General features: G+C 74.1%; 17 protein-coding genes. 13 read left to right on the forward strand and 4 right to left on the reverse strand.

Going from position 1 to position 18,302, the window contains the following annotated elements; translation table 11 throughout:
• Window positions 1-3: 3 nt before the first annotated feature.
• From ACN27A_RS04475 to ACN27A_RS04535, 13 genes are all read left to right on the forward strand, one after another.
• Window positions 4-1,242, forward strand: a complete 1,239-nt coding sequence (locus ACN27A_RS04475) for an amidohydrolase family protein (protein ID WP_421450000.1) — start codon at window positions 4-6, stop codon at window positions 1,240-1,242.
• Window positions 1,239-2,879 carry a DUF885 domain-containing protein gene (locus ACN27A_RS04480; RefSeq protein ID WP_421450001.1) on the forward strand — a complete coding sequence of 547 codons (1,641 nt, stop codon included), beginning with the start codon at window positions 1,239-1,241 and terminating at the stop codon, window positions 2,877-2,879. Before ACN27A_RS04475 ends, ACN27A_RS04480 begins: the two co-directional genes overlap by 4 nt.
• Before the next feature lie 51 nt (window positions 2,880-2,930).
• A complete protein-coding gene (locus ACN27A_RS04485) occupies window positions 2,931-3,308 on the forward strand; it encodes a nuclear transport factor 2 family protein (RefSeq protein ID WP_421450002.1) in 378 nt (125 codons plus the stop codon).
• Window positions 3,305-3,631 carry a TIGR04076 family protein gene (locus tag ACN27A_RS04490; protein ID WP_421450003.1) on the forward strand — a complete coding sequence of 109 codons (327 nt, stop codon included), beginning with the start codon at window positions 3,305-3,307 and terminating at the stop codon, window positions 3,629-3,631. The genes ACN27A_RS04485 and ACN27A_RS04490 overlap by 4 nt, the downstream gene beginning before the upstream one ends.
• Window positions 3,628-4,632 (forward strand): LLM class flavin-dependent oxidoreductase, encoded by a 1,005-nt coding sequence (locus ACN27A_RS04495; RefSeq protein WP_421450004.1) that lies wholly within the window; start codon window positions 3,628-3,630, stop codon window positions 4,630-4,632. The genes ACN27A_RS04490 and ACN27A_RS04495 overlap by 4 nt, the downstream gene beginning before the upstream one ends.
• 164 nt (window positions 4,633-4,796) lie before the next feature.
• Complete coding sequence (locus tag ACN27A_RS04500) at window positions 4,797-7,181, forward strand: discoidin domain-containing protein (RefSeq protein ID WP_421450005.1); 2,385 nt, start codon at window positions 4,797-4,799, stop codon at window positions 7,179-7,181.
• Window positions 7,182-7,238: 57 nt separating this feature from the next.
• The gene (locus ACN27A_RS04505) at window positions 7,239-9,284 is read left to right on the forward strand and encodes a glycosyl hydrolase family 28-related protein (protein WP_421450006.1); all 2,046 of its coding nucleotides are present in this window, start codon (window positions 7,239-7,241) and stop codon (window positions 9,282-9,284) included.
• 363 nt (window positions 9,285-9,647) lie between these two features.
• A complete protein-coding gene (locus ACN27A_RS04510; RefSeq protein ID WP_421450007.1) occupies window positions 9,648-10,352 on the forward strand; it encodes a tryptophan 2,3-dioxygenase family protein in 705 nt (234 codons plus the stop codon).
• Window positions 10,353-10,418: 66 nt separating this feature from the next.
• Complete coding sequence (locus tag ACN27A_RS04515; RefSeq protein WP_421450008.1) at window positions 10,419-11,702, forward strand: tryptophan 2,3-dioxygenase family protein; 1,284 nt, start codon at window positions 10,419-10,421, stop codon at window positions 11,700-11,702.
• Window positions 11,699-12,877, forward strand: a complete 1,179-nt coding sequence (locus tag ACN27A_RS04520) for an aminotransferase class V-fold PLP-dependent enzyme (protein ID WP_421450009.1) — start codon at window positions 11,699-11,701, stop codon at window positions 12,875-12,877. Before ACN27A_RS04515 ends, ACN27A_RS04520 begins: the two co-directional genes overlap by 4 nt.
• Window positions 12,874-13,905 carry a methyltransferase gene (locus ACN27A_RS04525; protein ID WP_421450010.1) on the forward strand — a complete coding sequence of 344 codons (1,032 nt, stop codon included), beginning with the start codon at window positions 12,874-12,876 and terminating at the stop codon, window positions 13,903-13,905. Before ACN27A_RS04520 ends, ACN27A_RS04525 begins: the two co-directional genes overlap by 4 nt.
• A 113-nt stretch (window positions 13,906-14,018) precedes the next feature.
• Complete coding sequence (locus tag ACN27A_RS04530) at window positions 14,019-14,390, forward strand: hypothetical protein (protein WP_421450011.1); 372 nt, start codon at window positions 14,019-14,021, stop codon at window positions 14,388-14,390.
• 66 nt (window positions 14,391-14,456) lie between these two features.
• Entirely contained in the window at window positions 14,457-14,873 is a 417-nt protein-coding gene (locus tag ACN27A_RS04535) for a YchJ family protein (protein ID WP_421450013.1), read from the forward strand.
• A gap of 41 nt (window positions 14,874-14,914) precedes the next feature.
• Here the strand turns inward: ACN27A_RS04535 and ACN27A_RS04540 are convergent, their stop codons facing one another.
• The 4 genes from ACN27A_RS04540 to ACN27A_RS04555 are packed head-to-tail and all read right to left on the reverse strand — an operon-like array spanning window position 14,915 to window position 18,300.
• Entirely contained in the window at window positions 14,915-15,460 is a 546-nt protein-coding gene (locus ACN27A_RS04540) for a gluconokinase (protein ID WP_421450015.1), read from the reverse strand.
• Window positions 15,450-16,715 carry a D-mannonate dehydratase ManD gene (manD, locus tag ACN27A_RS04545; RefSeq protein ID WP_327031223.1) on the reverse strand — a complete coding sequence of 422 codons (1,266 nt, stop codon included), beginning with the start codon at window positions 16,713-16,715 and terminating at the stop codon, window positions 15,450-15,452. The genes ACN27A_RS04540 and manD overlap by 11 nt, the downstream gene beginning before the upstream one ends.
• A complete protein-coding gene (locus ACN27A_RS04550; protein WP_421450016.1) occupies window positions 16,712-17,665 on the reverse strand; it encodes a sugar kinase in 954 nt (317 codons plus the stop codon). Before ACN27A_RS04550 ends, manD begins: the two co-directional genes overlap by 4 nt.
• Window positions 17,662-18,300: a bifunctional 4-hydroxy-2-oxoglutarate aldolase/2-dehydro-3-deoxy-phosphogluconate aldolase gene (locus tag ACN27A_RS04555; RefSeq protein WP_421450017.1), complete on the reverse strand. Its 639-nt coding sequence runs from the start codon at window positions 18,298-18,300 to the stop codon at window positions 17,662-17,664. Before ACN27A_RS04555 ends, ACN27A_RS04550 begins: the two co-directional genes overlap by 4 nt.
• Between the last annotated feature and the right edge of the window lie 2 nt (window positions 18,301-18,302).

The following is an 18,302-nucleotide window of genomic DNA, read 5'->3' on the forward strand; positions in this document are numbered from 1 at the left end:
CGCATGCACATCCCCACCGAACAGGTCCTGGTCAACCTCGCGCTCTACGACGGCGTGCGGGACGACCTCCAGCGCGACCAGGGCATCTGGGTCGGCGCCGACGGCACTATCCGCGCGGTCGGCCCGGTCGACGACGTCCTCGCCGAGGCCGGCGGCGCCCGGGTGGTGGACCTGCACGGCGACCACGTCATGCCCGGCCTGACCAACATGCACGTGCATCTCTCGCTCGGCCTGCCCGGCCACTTCGGCGACGAGGTGCACCGGTCGAACCTCGCCGAGCTGGTGCTGCTGATGGCCGACTCGGCGCGGCGGACGCTGCACTCCGGGGTCACCACCGCCCGGCTCGTCGGCGAGAGCCGGTACGCCGACTTCGCCCTGCGCAAGGGCATCGAGCGCGGCGCGGTGGACGGCCCGCGGATCTTCACCGCCGGGCACGCCCTCTGCTGCACCGGCGGGCACGGCTGGGAGGCCGACGCCCTGGAGGCCGACGGGGCGGACGGGTTCCGCCGGCTCACCCGCCAGCAGATCCGGGCCGGCGCCGACCTGATCAAGGTGTGCATCTCCGGCGGCATCGCCGGCGAGTTCGAGTCGATCGACACCCCGCAGCTGCTCGACGACGAGCTGGCGGCGGTGATCCGGGTGGCGCACGACTGGGGCCGCAAGGTCACCGCGCACGCCGGGCCCGCCGAGTCGGTGCGCCGCGCCGTGGAACTCGGCCTGGACTGCGTCGAGCACGGCTACGAGCTGACCGACGAGGTGACCCGGCTGATGGCCGAGCGGGGCGTCTGGTACGTCCCGACCATCGTGGTCAGCCGCTGCGAACAGTTCTTCCGCGACGCGGGCGTGCCGGGCTGGCTGATGGACCGCGCCCTGTCCGCCGGGCCCCGGCACTGGGAGAGCCTGCAGCACGCCATCCGCAACGGGGTGCCGATCGCGCTGGGCAGCGACATGCCGCCGCACGCCGGCTACGACGAGACGACCGCGACCGTGCGTGAGCTGGAGTTCATGGTGGACGCCGGGATGCCCGTCGCCGACGCGCTGAGGTCCGCCACCATCCGCCCCGCGCAGTGGCTGGGCCAGGCCGACACGCTCGGCAGCGTCGAGGTGGGCAAGCACGCCGACCTGCTGGTCCTGCGCGACGATCCCACCCGCTCGGTGTCCGCGCTGCGCACCCTGCACGCGGTGCTCAAGGGCGGCGTCGGATACCGCGACGACCACGGCCGACTGGGCCTCGCCCGATGACGACCATCACCGAGGTCGCCGACGGGTACCTCGACGCGCTCGCCGAGCTGGACCCGGAGGCCGCCGAGGCGGCGGGTCGTACCCCCGGATCGCACTTCGCGGACCTCTCCCCCGACGGCTTCGCCGCCCGCGCGGAGCTGGCTCGCGGCACCGCCACGGCGGCGGCCGGCGCCGACGCCGACGGCACGGCGCAGCGGGCCCTCGCGGGGGCGCTGCGCGACCGGCTGGCCAGCGAGGTCGACCTCTACGACGCGGGCTTCACCACCCGGCTGCTCGCCCCGCTGGCGACGCCGGTGCACCTGGTCCGGCAGGTCTTCGACAACCTGCCGCGCGCCACCGACGAGGACTGGGCCGTCGTCGCCGCGCACCTGCGCCGGGTGCCCACGGCCCTCGGCCAGTACGCCGCGACGCTGCGCTGCTCGGCGCAGCGGGGACACCTGGTCGCCCGCCGGCAGGTGCTGGCGGTCGCCGACCAGTGCACGGCCTGGGTCACCGCCGACTTCTACGGCCGGTTGGTGGCCGGCCACCCGGGCGGGCCGGCCGGGGAGCTGGCCGCCGGGGCGAAACTGGCCAGCGCCGCCACTGCCGAGTTCGCCGCGTTCCTGCGCACCGAGCTGGCGCCCCGGGCCACCGAGATCGACGGCGTCGGGCGCGACCTGTACGCCGTCACCGCGCGCAGTTTCCTCGGCGCGACCGTCGACCTGGACGAGCTGTACGCGTACGGCTGGGCGGAGCTGGCCCGCACCGCCGCCGAGCAGCGGGCGGTCGCCGCCGAGCTGGGCCACCCGGACGTGGCGGCGGCGCGGGCCGCGCTGGACGCCGACCCCGCCGGCCGGGTGCCGGTCGGACCCGAGCTGGAGCGGTGGCTGCGCGAGCGCACCGAGCAGCTCACCGACGCCCTGGACGGCCCGCACTTCGCCATCCCGGCCGCCACCCGCCAGGTGGTGTGCCGCATCAGCCCCGCCGCCTCCGGCGTCATGTACTACACCCCGCCCGACGCCGGGTTGACGCGGCCGGGCGGAATCTGGTGGTCGACGCCCCCCGGCGAGTCGACGGTGCCGGTGTGGCGGCACGTCGGGACGCTCTGCCACGAGGGGCTGCCCGGGCACCACCTCCAGCACGCGATCACCCTCACCACCGCCGAGCTGCACCCGTGGCAGCGGTCGCTGTGCCAGGTGCACGGGTACGCCGAGGGTTGGGCGCACTACGCCGAACGCCTCGCCGACGAACTGGGCCTCTACGCCGGCCCCGCCGAGCGGCTCGGCATGCTCGACGGGCAGATGTGGCGCGCGGCCCGGGTGGTCATCGACCTCGGACTGCACCTGGACGCGCCGGTCCCGCCCGGGAACGGCGTCACCGACGCGCGCCGGTGGACCCCCGAGCTGGCCGTGGACTTCCTGGTCCGGGTCGCCGGACTGGACCCGGCGACGGCGCGGTTCGAGGTCGACCGGTACCTGGGCTGGCCGGCGCAGGCGTTGGCCTTCAAGGTCGGGGCGCGGCTCTGGCAGCAGGCCCGCCGGGAGGTCGAACGGCGCGAGGGCGCGGGGTTCGACCGCAAGCGGTTCCACCACCGCGCACTGCGGCTCGGCCCGATGGGGCTCGATCCGCTGCGCGCCCGCCTCGCCGAACTCTCCTGATCCGCCGTCACCCCCGACACCCCCGTCCGCCCCGACCGGAAGCGAGCCCCGATGACCGTTGACGATCTCACCGCCGCCATCACCGACATGTACCGGTCGTTGGGCGACCGGTCGGCGTTCGACGCCCGCCTGCACCCCGACCTGACGATCTGGGAGTCCGACGCGCCCGAGCTGCTGGACGGGCTGGCCGCCCTGGACGACCTGCGGGACCGCCGGGCGGCGGACCGGGGTCCGGCCGCGTCCCCCACCTCGGTCGCGCCCGAGCAGTTCCGGGTCGATTCGTGGGACGACACCGGCCTGGTCCGCTACGTCCTGCGGGCCCGCTACGCGGGCGGGCAGCCGGACGACTGTTTCCGGGTGACCGACGTGCTGCGCCGCGACGAGCGGGGCTGGCGCATCGTGCACCACCACGCGGAGGCCCTCCGATGAGCGCCGAGGAACCGGTCACCGACCTCTACGACCTGCGGGTCGTGGTCGAGCGGATCGAGGGCCGGTCCGTCTGCGGCCTGCGGCCGGGTGACTACATCGACCTGACCGAGTCGAACCGGCTCAGCATCCCGACGGGCAGGCACTTCTGCCTCTACGCCCTCGCCGCGTGCCTGCCGCTGCTGCCGGCCAAGCAGCGGCCGCTGCCGCCGGAGGACTGGCTGGCCCGGGACAGTCACGTGGCCTGCCCGGACCCGGACGAGCGGGTCATCATGCGCATCGAACGGACCGCCCGGCGGCAGATTCCCACTGGAGACCTGACGTGAGCACCGACGACGGACGCCGACTGGTCGGCATCGGACTGCAGTCCGACAAGAGCGCCGACGAGTACGCCGCACTGGCCGAACTCGCCGAAGGGCACGGCTTCGACGTGCTGTCGGTCTTCGGCGACCTGATGTACCAGCCGCCGATCTTCCCGCTGCTGGTGGCCGCGCGGCACACCCGGCGGATCCGGCTCGGGTCGGCCTGCCTGAACCCGTTCACCATGCACCCGGTGGAGATCGCCGGGCAGGTCGCCGCCCTGGACCTGGCGTCGAACGGGCGGGCCTACCTCGGGTTGGCCCGGGGCACCTGGCTGGACCAGATCGGGGTGCCGCAGGCCCGGCCGCTGCGCCGGATCACCGAGACGGTCGACGTGGTGCGACTGCTGCTCTCCCGCGACGAGGGCGGCTTCGCGGGCCGGGAGTTCACCGTGGCGCCCGGCACGACGCTGCGCTACGCCCCGGTCCGCGCCGACGTGCCGGTCCTGGTGGGGACGTGGGGTCAGCAGACCGCCCGGACGGCCGCCGCCTTCGCCTCGGAGATCAAGGTCGGCGGGTCGGCCAACCCGGCGATGGCCAAGACGATGCGCGCCTGGCTGGACGAGGCCACGCCCGCCGGCCGGGACCAGGTGGGTGTGGTGATCGGCGCGGTCACCGTGGTGGACGAGGACGGCGCCCTGGCCCGCCGGGTGGCCCGCACCGAGGTCGCCATGTACCTCGCCGTGGTCGCCGCCCTCGACCCGAACGTCGACATCGACCCGGAGCTGCTGGCGCGGATCCAGCAGCACGTCGCCCGCCAGGAGCACGACCTCGCCGGCGCGCTGATCGGCGGGGACCTGCTCGACCTGTTCGCCTTCTCCGGCACGCCCGAACATGTCGCGGCGCAGGCCGCGGCGGTGTTCGACGCCGGGGCCACCCGGGTGGAGTTCGGCACCCCGCACGGGCTGACCCCGGCCGGTGGCGTCGACCTGCTCGGCCGCCGGGTGCTGCCGCTGCTCAGGGAGTGACGCCCCGGTGGGGGCGGGCCGGAAGGGGTTCCCGACCCGCCCCCGTCTGACAAATTTCCGCACCCGGTCGTGTTCTTTCATTGCCGGGTCTCGCTCTTGCATTGTGGAGTCGCCTACTGCACCATGGCCATCGATACCTTTCCGCGACCGGAAGGAAGACGGCCATGGCGGTGTCCCGTCGGAGACTCATCAGTTCCCTCGCCGCCGGTTCGGCGCTCGCCGCCGTCTCCCCCACCGACCTGGTCTCCGCCCTGCGCGGCACGGCGTACGCGGCCAGCCCGCCGGGCGACGTCGTCGGCAAGGTCTCGGTCGGCTACCAGGGCTGGTTCAGCTGCCCGGGTGACGGCGCGCCGATCGGCGGCTGGTGGCACTGGAGCCGCGACCGGTTCCAGTCGCCCTCCCCGGCCAACACCACGATCGTCTCCTGGCCCGACATGCGCGAGTACGCCCGCGGCTACACCACCGCCTATCCGCCGCTCGGCAACGGCCAGCCGGCGCAGCTCTTCTCCTCCTACGACCAGCAGACCGTCGACACCCACTTCCGCTGGATGCAGGAGCACGGCTGCGACACCGCCGCCCTGCAACGGTTCAACCCGGTCGGCGACGAGGGGCCGACCCGCGACGCCATGGCGGTCAAGGTCCGCGGCGCGGCGGAACGCTTCGGCCGCAAGTTCTACATCATGTACGACGTCACCGGCTGGACGGCGATGCAGTCCCAGATCAAGCAGGACTGGGCCGACCGGATGTCCGCGCACACCGCCTCACCGGCGTACGCGCGGCAGAACGGCCGGCCGGTGGTCTGCGTCTGGGGATTCGGCTTCAACGACGACGGCCGCCCGTTCGCGCCCGCCGCCTGCCTCGACGTGGTCACCTGGTTCAAGGCCCAGGGCTGCTACGTCATCGGCGGCGTGCCGACCTACTGGCGGCAGGGCGTCAACGACTCCCGGCCGGGCTTCTCCGAGGTCTACCACGCGTTCCACATGCTCTCGCCGTGGATGGTCGGCCGCACCGGCACCCTCGACGGGCTCGACTGGTTCCACACCAACGTCAACGTCCCCGACCTGGCCGACTGCGCCGCGCACGGCATCGACTACCAGCCCTGCGTGATGCCGGGCGACCTGTCGGCCGGGCACCGCCGCCACGGCGACTTCTACTGGCGGCACCTCTACAACATGACCCGGCTGGGCGCCCAGGGCCTCTACGTCTCCATGTTCGACGAGTTCAACGAGGGCAACCAGATCGCCAAGACCAGCGAGACGCAGGCGACCACGCCGGCCGGGGCGGGCATCCGGGCGTTGGACGAGGACGGCACCGCCTGCTCCGCCGACTACTACCTGCGGATCACCGCCGACGGTGGCCGGATGTTCAAGGGGCAGCTCGCCCTGACCCCCGTACGGCCGACGCCGCCCGTCCTCGGCGGCGGCCCGCAGCCCGGCGGCGACCTGGCCGCCGGCCGGCCGGCGTCGGCGAGCAGCCAGAACGGCGCGTTCGCCGCCGGCAACGCCGTCGATGCCGATCCCCACAGCTACTGGGAGTCCACAAACGGCGCCTTCCCGCAGTGGTGGCGGGTCGACCTGGGCGCGAGCCACCCGCTGGCCCGGATCGTCCTCGCCGTGCCCGCCGGCTGGGAGGCGCGCACCCAGACGGTGACGGTGCAGGGCAGCACCGACGGCACGACCTTCACCACGCTCGCCGGGCCGGTCGGGGTCCGGTTCGACCCGGCGACCGGCAACACCGCGACCCTCACCGCGCCGTCCACCGCCGCCCGCCACGTCCGGGTCACCGTCGCCGGCAACACCGGCTGGCCGGCGGCCCAACTCGCTCAGGTCAAGGTGTACGCGGCGACCGGGACGCCCACCCCGCCCACCCCGCCGGGCGGCCTCACGGTGACCGGTCGGACCTCGACGAGCGTGTCGCTGGCCTGGACGGCGTCGACCGATCCCGACGGCGTGACCGGCTACCAGGTGCGCCGCGACGGGCAGACCGTGGCGTCCGTTCCCGGCACGTCCGCCACCGTCGGCGGGCTGACGCCCCAGACCGCGTACACCTTCACTGTCGTCGCGGTGGACGGCGCCGGCACGCCGTCGGCGCCGTCCACCGCCGTGTCGGCGACCACCGCGGCGGCGCCCGGAGCCGACCTCGCCCGGGGCAGGCCGGTGACGGAGAGCAGCCACGTGCAGACCTACGGCTGCGCCAACGTCGTCGACGGCGACGCGAACACCTACTGGGAGAGCGCCGGCAACGCCTTCCCGCAGTGGGTCCGGGTCGACCTCGGCGCGACCGTCCCCGTCGGACAGGTCGTGCTCCGGCTCCCGCCCGCCGCCGCCTGGCAACGACGCACCCAGACCCTCTCGGTCGAGACGAGCCCGGACGGCACCGCCTGGAGCACCGCCGTCGCGTCCGCCGCCCACGTCTTCGATCCGGCCACCGGCAACCGGGTGGCCATCGCCGTCCCGGCGACGCCCGGCCGGTACGTGCGGATCCGCGTCACCGGCAACACCGGCTGGCCGGCGGCGCAGCTGTCCCAGCTCGAGGTGTACGCCGCGTAGCGGCGGTCACTGCCGGCCGCACCGCCGGACCCGTCCCACCACGAGAAGAGTCACGCCATGCCCCTGAGCAGATCTGCGCTGCCCGGACCGTCGTCGCGGCGACGGCCCCGGGCGGCGGTCGCCGCCACCGTCGCGCTCGCGACCGCCCTCGGCGTCCTGGCCGGCGCGCCCGGCCGGGCCACCGCCGCCCCGCCCGCCGGCACCGCACCAGTGGTGACCAGGGCCGGCCTCGACCCGCAACTCGTCGCCGGGCGCGGGGCCGACGTCGCCTTCGTCGAGCAGGAGGCGGAAAACGCGACCACGGACGGCGAGATCATCGGCCCCGATCGCACCGCCTACACGCTGCCCGCCGAGGCCTCCGGCCGCCGCGCGGTCCGGCTGACCCCCGGCCGGTACGTCGAGTTCGTCCTGCCCCGCGCGGCCAACGCGATCACCGTGCGTTACAGCATCCCCGACGCCCCACAGGGCGGCGGCATCACCGCCCCGCTGGACGTGGCGGTCAACGACCGGCGGGTCCGGACGATGACCCTCACCTCGCAGTACGCCTGGCTCTACAACCAGTACCCGTTCTCCAACGACCCGACCGCCGGGCTGCTGCACCCGGACTGGTGGATCACCGAGTGCTCGTGCGTGCCGGCGGAGACCACGCCGTACCCGAGCATCCCCACCCCGTTCCGCCCCAGCCACTTCTACGACGAGCAGCGGCTGCTGCTCGGCCACACGTACCGGGCGGGCGACCGGGTCCGGCTCACCGCGCCGGCCGGCAGCAACGCGGCGTGGACGGTGGTCGACCTGCTGGACTCCGAGCTCGTCGGCCCGCCGCGCGTGCGGCTGCGCGCGGCGAACGTGCTGGCCTTCGGCGCCGACCCGACCGGCCGCCGCGACTCCGCCCCCGCCCTGGACCGGGCCATCGCCTTCGCCCGGCGGGCGGACGTGCCGGTCTACCTGCCGCCCGGCACGTACCAGGTCAACCGGCACATCATCGTCGACGACGTGACGATCGAGGGCGCCGGCAGCTGGTACACGATCGTCAAGGGACGCGAGGTCGCGCTGCCCACGCCCGCGCCGGACGGCTCGGTGCACACCGGCGTCGGCTTCTACGGCAGGCCCGCCGCCGAGGGCGGCAGCCGCAACGTGCACCTCTCCGGCTTCGCCATCGAGGGCGACGTGCGCGAGCGCATCGACACCGACCAGGTCAACGCGATCGGCGGCGCGATGAGCGACTCCACCATCGACGGCCTGCACCTGCGCCACACGAAGGTGGGCATCTGGTTCGACGGGCCGATGAGCAACGTGCGGGTCACCAACACGATCATCGTCGACCAGATCGCGGACGGGCTCAACTTCCACACCGGCGTCACGGACTCGCTGGTCGCCCACACCTTCGTCCGCAACAGCGGCGACGACGGGCTCGCGATGTGGTCGGAGAAGGTCGGCAACGCCCGCAACACGTTCGACCACAACACCGTGCAGTCGCCGGTGCTGGCCAACGGCATCGCCCTCTACGGCGGCACCGACCTCACGGTGTCGCACAACCTGGTCGCCGACCCGGTACGGGAGGGCAGCGCCATCCAGGTCGGCTCCCGCTTCGGCGCGCAGCCGTTCACCGGGCGGCTGCTGATCACCGGCAACACCACCGCCCGCGCCGGCACGTACGAGCTGAACTGGAAGATCGGGCTGGGGGCCATCTGGTTCTACGCGCTGGACCGGGACATCGACGCGCGGATCGAGGTCATCGGGGACACCTACCTCGACAACACGTACAACGCCATCATGCTGGTCAGCGACTGGCCCGTGAAGGACCTCCACTCGATCACCGGCGTCCGGTTCCAGGACATCCGGGTCGACGGCACGGGCACCTCCGTGCTGAGCGCCCGGGCGGCGGGCTCGGCCTCGTTGCGCAACGTCGACGCCCGCAACGTCGGCGCCGTCGGCGTCAACAACTGCGGGTCGTTCAACTTCCCGGCGACCGGCTCGGAGTTCGCCCTCACCGACCTGGGCGGCAACGACGGCGGCTGGCTGGCCCCGTGGCAACTGCCGAACACCATCACCTGCGACGACCGCCCGCCGGTCGTGGCGCCACCGCCACCGTCGACCTGGTGAGCCCTCGCGGTGGGCGGTGGACTCCGCCGCCCACCGCCAGCCGCCGCCGTACCGGGACACCCCGGCACGGCGGCGGCTTTCTCGTGCCCCGCCCGACGGGAACCGTCGACCCAACCCCGCACCCACCCGCCGGTGTGCCGGGTCAACCGTTCACCACGATTGCGAATGTCGACCGAATGTGCTAACAAACCGCCTTGTGAATGTCGCCGAAAATGGCGGAAACCCTCCCCTTCCCGAAAAGGGACACGGTGCGCGACAGGGGCGTGACACATTGCCTTTCGTCGTTGCATAATGGCCGCCGCACGCGCTGTCGCACCGTCGGTTTCCCGATGCGGCGACGCCGACCGAAGGGGACACAATTCCGTGAAGCGGGACCACTCACCTGTGCTGCCTGGCGACGGCGCCACGGACTATGCGCGCTACATGCGGCTGGACGCGCTGCTCGACCTGCAACGGCGTCCGGAGGAGATGCTCCACCGCGACGAGCTGCTCTTCCAGGTGGTGCACCAGTCCACCGAGTTGTGGCTGAAACTCGCCGCCGCCGAGCTGGCCGAGGCGGTCACCCGGCTGCGCGCCGGCGAGCTGGCGGTGACCGAGTCGCTGCTGGCCCGGGCGACGCTCGGAATCCAGCTGGTCACCGACCAGCTGGAGATGTTCCGGCATCTGTCCCCGGCCGACTTCCAGGCCATGCAACCGGCGCTGGGCAAGGGATCCGGCGCGGAGTCGCCCGGCTGGCGGCAGGTCCAGGCCACGAGCCGACAGCTCGGCCGGGCGTTCGCCGAGCAGCTGGAAGCCCAGGGGATCGACCCGGCCACACTGGGCCGGCCGGATCCGGCGAACCCCGTCCAGCGGCTCGCCGAGGCGCTCGTCGAGTGGGACGAGCGGGTGTCGCTGTGGCGGACGCGGCACTACCAGCTCGCCCTGCGCGTCGGGGGCCACGCCCCGGACGGCGCCGAGGCGACGATGCTCGCCAAGCTCGTCGGGTACCGGTTCTTCCCCGAACTGTGGCGGGCCCGCCTGAAGCCCACCGACGAATCCGGTAACGAATCACCTGTCGGTCGTCCCTGACAATCCTCGTCCACCAGAAATTGTCAATCCCTCCCCACCTGTCTGCGTGGCGACCGAAATGTCGAGGTGCGGTTCGTGCGTGAACTGACGAGTTGGCTGTCCGGTGCCGGTGAGCCCGACAGTTTCCCATACTCCGCCGTGCTGGCGGAGTTTCACCGGGTCGGCAAACACTTCGTCGAGAAGGAACTGCTGGCCCTGCTCGACCAGGCCCGTGCGCAGTCGACGGTGCCGGCGGCCGCGCGGGACGCCCACGCCCGGTTGCTGGGTGACTTCCTCGACGCCGCGCTCGACAAGTGGGACGGCCGGTACGACTACCGCAGTTACCTGGCGCTGCGGCTGCTCCGGCTGCCCTGCGGGGACGACGTCGACGACGGGCCGGCCGCCGACCCGGTCGGTGCCCGGCGGGACCGGGACCGGCTCCTCGTCCGCCTGGTCGCCGACGCGCTGGCCTTCGAGCTGACCGCCGCCTCCGGCACCACCGACCTGCTGCCCGAGCGGCGCCCGAGCAGGGACGTGGTGGCCAAACGCTACCGGCTCGGCGTACGGGCCGCGTCCCCCGCTCTCGTCCGGATGGGCCTGGCCGGCACGGTCCCCCACCGGGAGGCGGTGGCGACCCCGGACGAGCTGCGCGCCCTCGCCGCCGACCCGGATCCCACCGGGGAGCTGGTGCTGCGGCTGAGCATGCTGCCGGTCCACGTGACACACGACGAGTACCTGTTCATCCGGGTGCTCCAGGCGTACGAGTGCCTCTTCGCGGGGATCGCCGACGAGCTGCGCGCCACCGTCGCCGCCCTGACCGCCGGCCAGGCGGGGCCGGCGGTCGAGCGGCTGGCATACGCCCGCGAGCAGCTCACCGCCGCCGGGCCGCTGTTCTCGCTGCTGGCCACCATGCAGGCGGAGGCGTTCCGCACGTTCCGGGAGTTCACCGAGGGGGCGAGCGCCATCCAGTCGCGCTCCTACAAGCTGGTGGAGTCGCTGTGCCGCACCCCGGAGGGGTCGCGGTTGGACTCGGCCGCCTACCACCAGGTGCCGGAGGTCCGCGACCGGGTGCACGCCGGGCGGCCGTCGGTCGACGACGCGTTCCGGGCCGCCGTACGCGACGGCCTGCTCGCCGCGCCCGGCGGCGAGCGGGTCGAGGAGGAGATGCGGTCGTTCGCCGCCGCGGTCGTCCAGTGGCGGCGTACGCACCACCGGCTGGCGACCCGGATGCTCGGCCCCCGCCCCGGCACCGGCTACACGGAGGGCACGCCCTACCTGGCCGCCGTCCGGTCCATCCCGGTCTTCACCTCCGTCGCCGACGACTCCCGGCCCCCGTCCCCGACCGAGCCGACCGGAGGCAGCCCCGAGTGAGCCCGCCCGAACCGCACCCCGACCCGCACGTGCCCGAGTGCCTCGACGCCACCGCGCACGCCGCCCTGCGCGCCGAGTTCCCCCTGCTCCAGAGCGCCGTCTATCTCAACAACAACTCCACCGGCGCGGTGCCCAGAGGCGCGGAAGGAGTCCTCACCGGCTACTGGGAGACGCTGCGGAGCTGGCGCGACGAGGTCTGGCAGGGCTGGCACGTCGGCCTCGACCGGTACGCCGACTCGGTCGCCGCCCTCATCGGCGCGGCGGCGGGCAGCGTCGTCACGGACGCGAACCTGAGCACGCTGCTCGCCCGGGTGGCGTCCTGTTTCGACTACCGACCGCCGCGCGACCGGGTCGTCACCACCGACCTGGAGTATCCGACGGTGCCGTTCATCTGGAACGCGTTCCGCCGCTACGGCGCCCGGCTGGACGTGGTCGGCTCGGGCGGCCCGCGGTTCGACGAGGACGCCCTCGAGGCACGCATCGACGAGCGCACCCTGCTGGTCTGCGTCCCGCACGCCAGCTTCTCCTCCGGCGCCACCATCGACCTGCCCCGGCTGGTGCGGCGCGCCCACGACGTCGGCGCCCTGGTGGTCGTCGACGCCTTCCAGACCGTCGGGGTGATGCCGCTGGACGTGACGGCGCTCGGCGTCGACGTCGTGCTCGGCGGCGCGCACAAGTGGCTGTGCGGGGTCGGCACCGCCTTCCTCTACGTCCGGCCGGGCCTGGTGCCGGAGCTGGAACCGGCGGCCACCGGCTGGCAGGCCGGCGACCGGGCGTTCACGTTCCAGCCGTCGACCGGCTGGGCCGACGGGGCCCGGCGCTTCGCGGGCGGGACGCCGTTCCCCCTGACCTCGCTGGTCTCCCAGGTCGGCCTGGACCTGCTGGCCGGGGTGGGCGTCGACGCGATCCGCCGGCACTCGCTCGCCTGCACCCATCGGATCCTGGACCGGGCCGCGGCGGCCGGCATCGACGTGGTCAGCCCGACCGAACCGCACCGGCGCGGCGGCGTCGTCTGCCTGGACGTCGCCGACGGCGAGGCCGTCAAGCGGCGGCTCATCGCGCGCGACATGGTCTGCAGCTGGCGGGGCCACCTGCGGGTCGGCCCGCACGTCTACAACACCCTCGACGAGATCGACACGTTCATGGACGCCCTGGAAGAGGAGCTGAAACGGTGAAGGTCACGCTGTCCCCCCGGGCGCTGATGAGTCTGCTCGCCAACGGGCCCAAGGCCATGGACGTGCTGGAGACCGCGCTCGGCACGGGACTGCTCGACGCGCTGGAGCCCGGACCGGCGAGCCTCGGCGAGTTGGCCGCCCGGTTCGAGGTGCGGCCCCTGCGGCTCTACAAGTTCCTCGACTGCCTGGAGAGCCTCGGCGTCGTCGAGCGCAGCGAGCCGGGCGACGACATCACGACGGCCACGTACCGCGCGGTGCCCGGCCTCCGGGACGCCGTCACGGCGGTCGTCGGCCCCGGCGCCGTCGAACGCGACCGGGACCGCTACCCCTGGCGGCGGCTGCACGGTCGGCTGGCCGAGAGCCTGCGGGGCGAGGTGAGCATGAGCGACGACGACTTCGCCTGGCCCCCGAAGACCGACGAGCAGACCGCCGACTTCGAGCGCAGCATGGCCGTCGGTCTCGCCCCGGTGATCGAGACGGTGCACCGCAACGCCGACCGGCTGTGGTCGGACCGGCGCCGACTGCTGGACGTCGGCGGGGGCGACGGCACGCTCGCCGCGCACGTCCTCGACGACGCCCCGGGGCTGCGGGCCGACGTGTACAACCTGCCGGCCGTGGCGCCGCTGGTGGCGGCCACCCGGGCGCGTACGGGGCACGCCGACCGGCTGGGTTTCGTCGGCGGCGACTTCTTCGCCGAGCCGCTGCCCACGGGCTACGACGCCATGGCGTTCGTCCGGGTGCTGCACGACTGGCCCAACGACGTCGCCCGCCGGCTGGTCGAGAAGGCGTACGCGGCCCTCGAACCGGGCGGGCTGCTGGTGATCTGCGAGGAGTTCCGCACCCCGGACCGGCTGGCGATGCAGTTCTTCTGGAGCTACTTCCTCATCGGGGTCGACAGCTGCGTCAGCCGGCTGCGGGAGGTCGAGTTCTACACCGGCCTGCTCAAGGAGGTCGGCTTCGACCGGGTGGCCGTGCTGCCCGGCGGCTGGGAGGTGGTCTGCGCGTACAAGCCGGTGGCCGGAGTGTGATCCGCCGAGCCGGCGTGGCGGGGCCGCTTCCCCCGCCACGCCGGCTCGGCGGCGTTTGACCGCCGGGGCCGGGGGAAGACCCAGCGCCCAGGGCCGATTCCCGAGGAGCGACGATGGCGGACGCAGGACGGGCCAGGAAGGCCACCGGGGCGCGCAAGGCCCCGATGAAGCGGGCCACGGCGGCGAAGAAGGTGGCGACGGCCACGAAACGGGCCACCGGGGCGACCGCGGCCAAGTCCCCGGGCGGCAAGCCCACGGCGACGACCGCCCGGGTGGCCCGGAAGAAGGACACCTCGGCCACCGCCGCCCCCGCCCGTGCCCGCAAGGCACCGGCCACCGCCGCCCCCGCCAAGAAGGCGCCCGCGACGAAGGCGACGAAGGCCGCCGCGACCCGCGCCGGCGCGGCCACGAAGGCCCCGGCCCGCAAGGCGACGACCATGGAGTCCTTCGGCACCCGACGGGCGCCCCGCACGAGCGCCGGCTGAGCCGGCACCACGACGGGCGGCGGGTCCGGACGCCGGTCGCGCCGGGCCGTCGGCCAGAATGGGCCGGTGGCGAAGCGATCCCGCCTTCGGGCGGCCGACGACCGTGACCGGCCCTGCCCCTGCGGCGTCGGCCAGCCGTACGCCGGATGTTGCGGGCGACTGCACCGGGGCGAGGCGGACGCGGCGACCGCCGAGGCGCTGATGCGCTCGCGGTACAGCGCCTTCGCCGTCGGCGACACCGCGTACCTGCTGCGCAGCTGGCACTCCTCGACCCGGCCGGGTGCCCTCGACCTCGACCCCGGCCAGCGCTGGACGGGCCTGGAGATCGTCGACACCGACCGGGGCGGGCTGTTCGACGCCACCGGCACCGTCGAGTTCCGGGCCCACCACCGCGCCGGCGGCCAGCCGGGTACGCAGAGCGAGCGCAGCCGGTTCGTCCGCGAGGACGGCCGCTGGGTCTACCTCGACACGCTGCCCGACTGACGCCCGGGTCGCGGCGCCTGGGCACCGCGACCGGGAGGCGCTCAGCCGTTGGCGGCGACGCCGCTCGTCAGGCCGAGCCGGTCGAGCGCCGCCGAGACGAGTTCGTCAGGCGTCAGCGACAGGTCGAGCACCAGCACCGACTCGTCCGGGTGGTGCTGTTCCAGGGTGGCCAGCTGCGACTCCAGCAGGCTCGGCGGCATGAAGTGCCCGGCACGCCGGGCCATCCGCTCCCGGATCACCTCGGCGGCGCCGTCCAGGTGGACGAACTCGACGCTCGGCGGCCCCTGCCGCAGCGTGTCCCGGTAGGACCGCCGCAGCGCCGAGCAGGCCAGCACCGTCGACACGCCCTCGGCGGCGCGGGCGGCCATCCAGCCGGCCAGCTCGCGCAGCCAGGGCAGGCGGGCGGCGTCGTCCAGCGGCACGCCGGCGCGCATCCTCGCCACGTTGGCCGGCGTGTGGAACTCGTCGGCCTCGGCGAAGACCAGTCCGGTACGGGCGGCGATGCCCCGGGCCACCGTCGTCTTGCCGGCGCCGGACACCCCCATCACGACCACGTGCCGCGTCGGGGACGCGCCCTCACCAGTCATGGACGGTGCCGTCCTGGAGCCGGTTGAACGGCAGGTACGCCGGCACGTACGGGAACTTCGCGGCGGCCTCCTCGTCCAGCTCGACGCCCAGCCCGGGCTGCTCCCCCGGGTGCAGGTAGCCGTCGACGAAGGTGAACGACTGCCGGAACACCTCGTTGGTGAGCGCCCCGTGGCGCATGTACTCCTGGATGCCGAAGTTGTGGATGGCCAGGTCCAGGTGCAGGGCGGCGGCCATGCCGACGGGCGAGATGTCGGTCGGGCCGTGGATGCCGGACTTGATCTGGTACTGGGCGGCGAAGTCGAGCAGCTTGCGCATGGCCGTGATGCCGCCGGTGTGGGTGACGGCGGAGCGGACGTAGTCGATGAGCTGCTCGCGGATGAGCGTCTGGTAGTCCCAGACGGTGTTGAAGACCTCGCCGATCGCCAGCGGCGTGGTGGTGTGCTGGCGGACCAGCCGCAGCGCCTCCTGGTTCTCCGCCGGGGTGCAGTCCTCCAGCCAGAACAGGTCGTACGGCTCCAGGGCCTTGCCGAGCTTGGCGGCCTGGATCGGGGTCATCCGGTGGTGGCCGTCGTGCAGCAGCGGCAGCTCCGGGCCGAACTCGTTGCGGACCGCCTCGAACACGCCGGGCAGGTGGCGCAGGTAGGAGCGGGTGTCCCAGTCCTCCTCGGCCGGCAGCGGGATGCGCTGCGCCGGCTCGTAGTCGTAGCGCTTGCCGTCGGCGCTGGGCTGGGCGGCGACCCCGTACACGGCGTTGATGCCCGGCACCGAGGTCTGCACCCGGATCGAGCGGTAGCCCTCGTCGAGGTGCCGGCGGATCGAGTCGAACAGCTCGGGCAGGTCCCGGCCGGAGGCGTGCCCGTACGCCATGATCCCGGTGCGCGACGCCCCGCCCAGCAGCTGGTACAGCGGCATGCCGGCGGCCTTGGCCTTGATGTCCCACAGGGCCACGTCGACCGCCGCGATGGCGGCCATGGTGACCGGCCCGCGCCGCCAGTACGCCGAACGGTAGAGGAACTGCCAGGCGTCCTCGATGCGGTGCGCGTCCCGGCCGATCAGCAGCGGGACGACGTGGTCGCGCAGGTACGAGGCGACCGAGAGTTCCCGTCCGTTGAGGGTGCCGTCGCCCAGGCCGGTGACGCCGTCCTCCGTGGTGATCTTCAGGGTGACGAAGTTGCGGTCGGGGCTGGAGACGATGACGTCAGCGGCGACGATCTTCACGGGGTGCCTTTCTTCTTCGGGGTGCTCGGTGGTCAGCGGAGGACGTCGCCGGCCTCGTGGCCGTCGAGGAGGGACAGTTCGGCGCGGCGCGGCAGCCCTTCCCAGTCGCCGGGGCTGGAGACCGCGAAGGCGCCGAGGGTGGCCGCGCGGCGCAGCCGACCGGCCAGGTCGAGCCCGTCGAACCAGCCGGACAGGTAGCCGGCGGTGAACGCGTCCCCGGCGCCTACGGCGTCGACGGCGGTCACGGTCAGCGCCTCGGCCCGCCGGACCCCCTCGCGGGTGTGCGCGCGGGCGCCGTCGGAGCCCAGCTTGACCAGGACCGTGTCCACGCCGCGGCGCAGCAGGTCCGCCACGACGGTGGACTCGTCGGCCCCGGGGTCGCCGACGAGGTCCAGCTCGTCGGCGGAGGCGACGACGGTCGAGGCGTACCCGGCCAGCGGGGTGAGCACCTCGCGGGCGGTGTCGCGCGACCAGAGGCGTTCGCGGTGGTTGACGTCGAGGCAGACCGGGATGCCGGCGGCGACGGCGGCCTCGGCCGCCCACCGGGTGGCCGCGCGGGCGGTGTCGGACAGCGCCGGGGTGATGCCGCTCAGGTGCAGCATCCGCGCGCCGACGGCCAGCGGCGCCCGCAGGTCGTCGACGCCGAGGGCGGAGCCGGCCGATCCGGACCGGTGGTACTGCACCCGGGTCAGGTCGGCGGTGCGCCGCTCCAGGAACATCAGGCCGGTCGGCCGGTCCGGGTCGCGGGTCACGCCGTCGACGGCGACGCCCTCGGCGCGCAGCTGGCGCAGCACGTACTCGCCGAACTCGTCGGCGCCCACCCGGCCGACCCAGGCGGCCCGGTGGCCCAGCCGGGCCACCGCGACGGCCACGTTGGACTCGGCGCCGGCCAGGTGCATGGTCAGCGGCCCCCCGGCGGCGAGCGGCCCGGCCGAGCGCAGCGACACCAGGGCCTCGCCGACGGTGAGCAGGTCGGGTGCGGTCATGACGGCGTCGACTCCCGCACGGCGGCGAGGTAGCTGCGCGCCCGCGCCCGCAGGGCGTCCAGGTCGCCGCCGGAGGCGGCGTCGCCGACCAGGGGGCCGCCGAGGCCGACCGCGATCGCGCCGGCCCGGAGGTAGCCGGGCACGTCGTCGCGGCCGACGCCGCCGACCGCGACGAACGGGATGTCCGGGAAGGGGTCGCGCACCGCCCTGAGGTACGCCGGGCCGCCGACCGACGCCGGGAAGAGCTTGACCACCGACGCCCCCATCCGCACCGCCGTGTATGCCTCGGTCGGGGTGAGCGCCCCGGCGGCCACCGGGAGGCCGCGGCGCGCCGCCTCGGCGATCGACTCGACCACGGCCGGCGTCACCACGAACTGCGCGCCCGCGGCGGCCACGTCGGCGACGTCGGCGGTGGTGAGCACCGTGCCGGCCCCGACCAGCGACCCGGCGGGGGCCGCCGCGCGCAGCGCCTCGATGGCCCCGAGGGCGTCCGGCGTGGTCAGGGCCACCTCGACGACGCGTACGCCCTCCTGGAGCAGCGCGGTGCCGGCGGCGATCGCGGCGGCGGTGTCGGTGCCGCGGATGATCGCGAGGATGCGGGCCGCGGTCAGTTCGGCGGTCAGGTCGACGGTCATGT

The sequence above is a fragment of the Micromonospora sp. WMMD737 genome (assembly GCF_049179055.1).
In the GTDB taxonomy this organism is placed as follows: Bacteria; Actinomycetota; Actinomycetes; order Mycobacteriales; family Micromonosporaceae; genus Micromonospora; species Micromonospora reichwaldensis.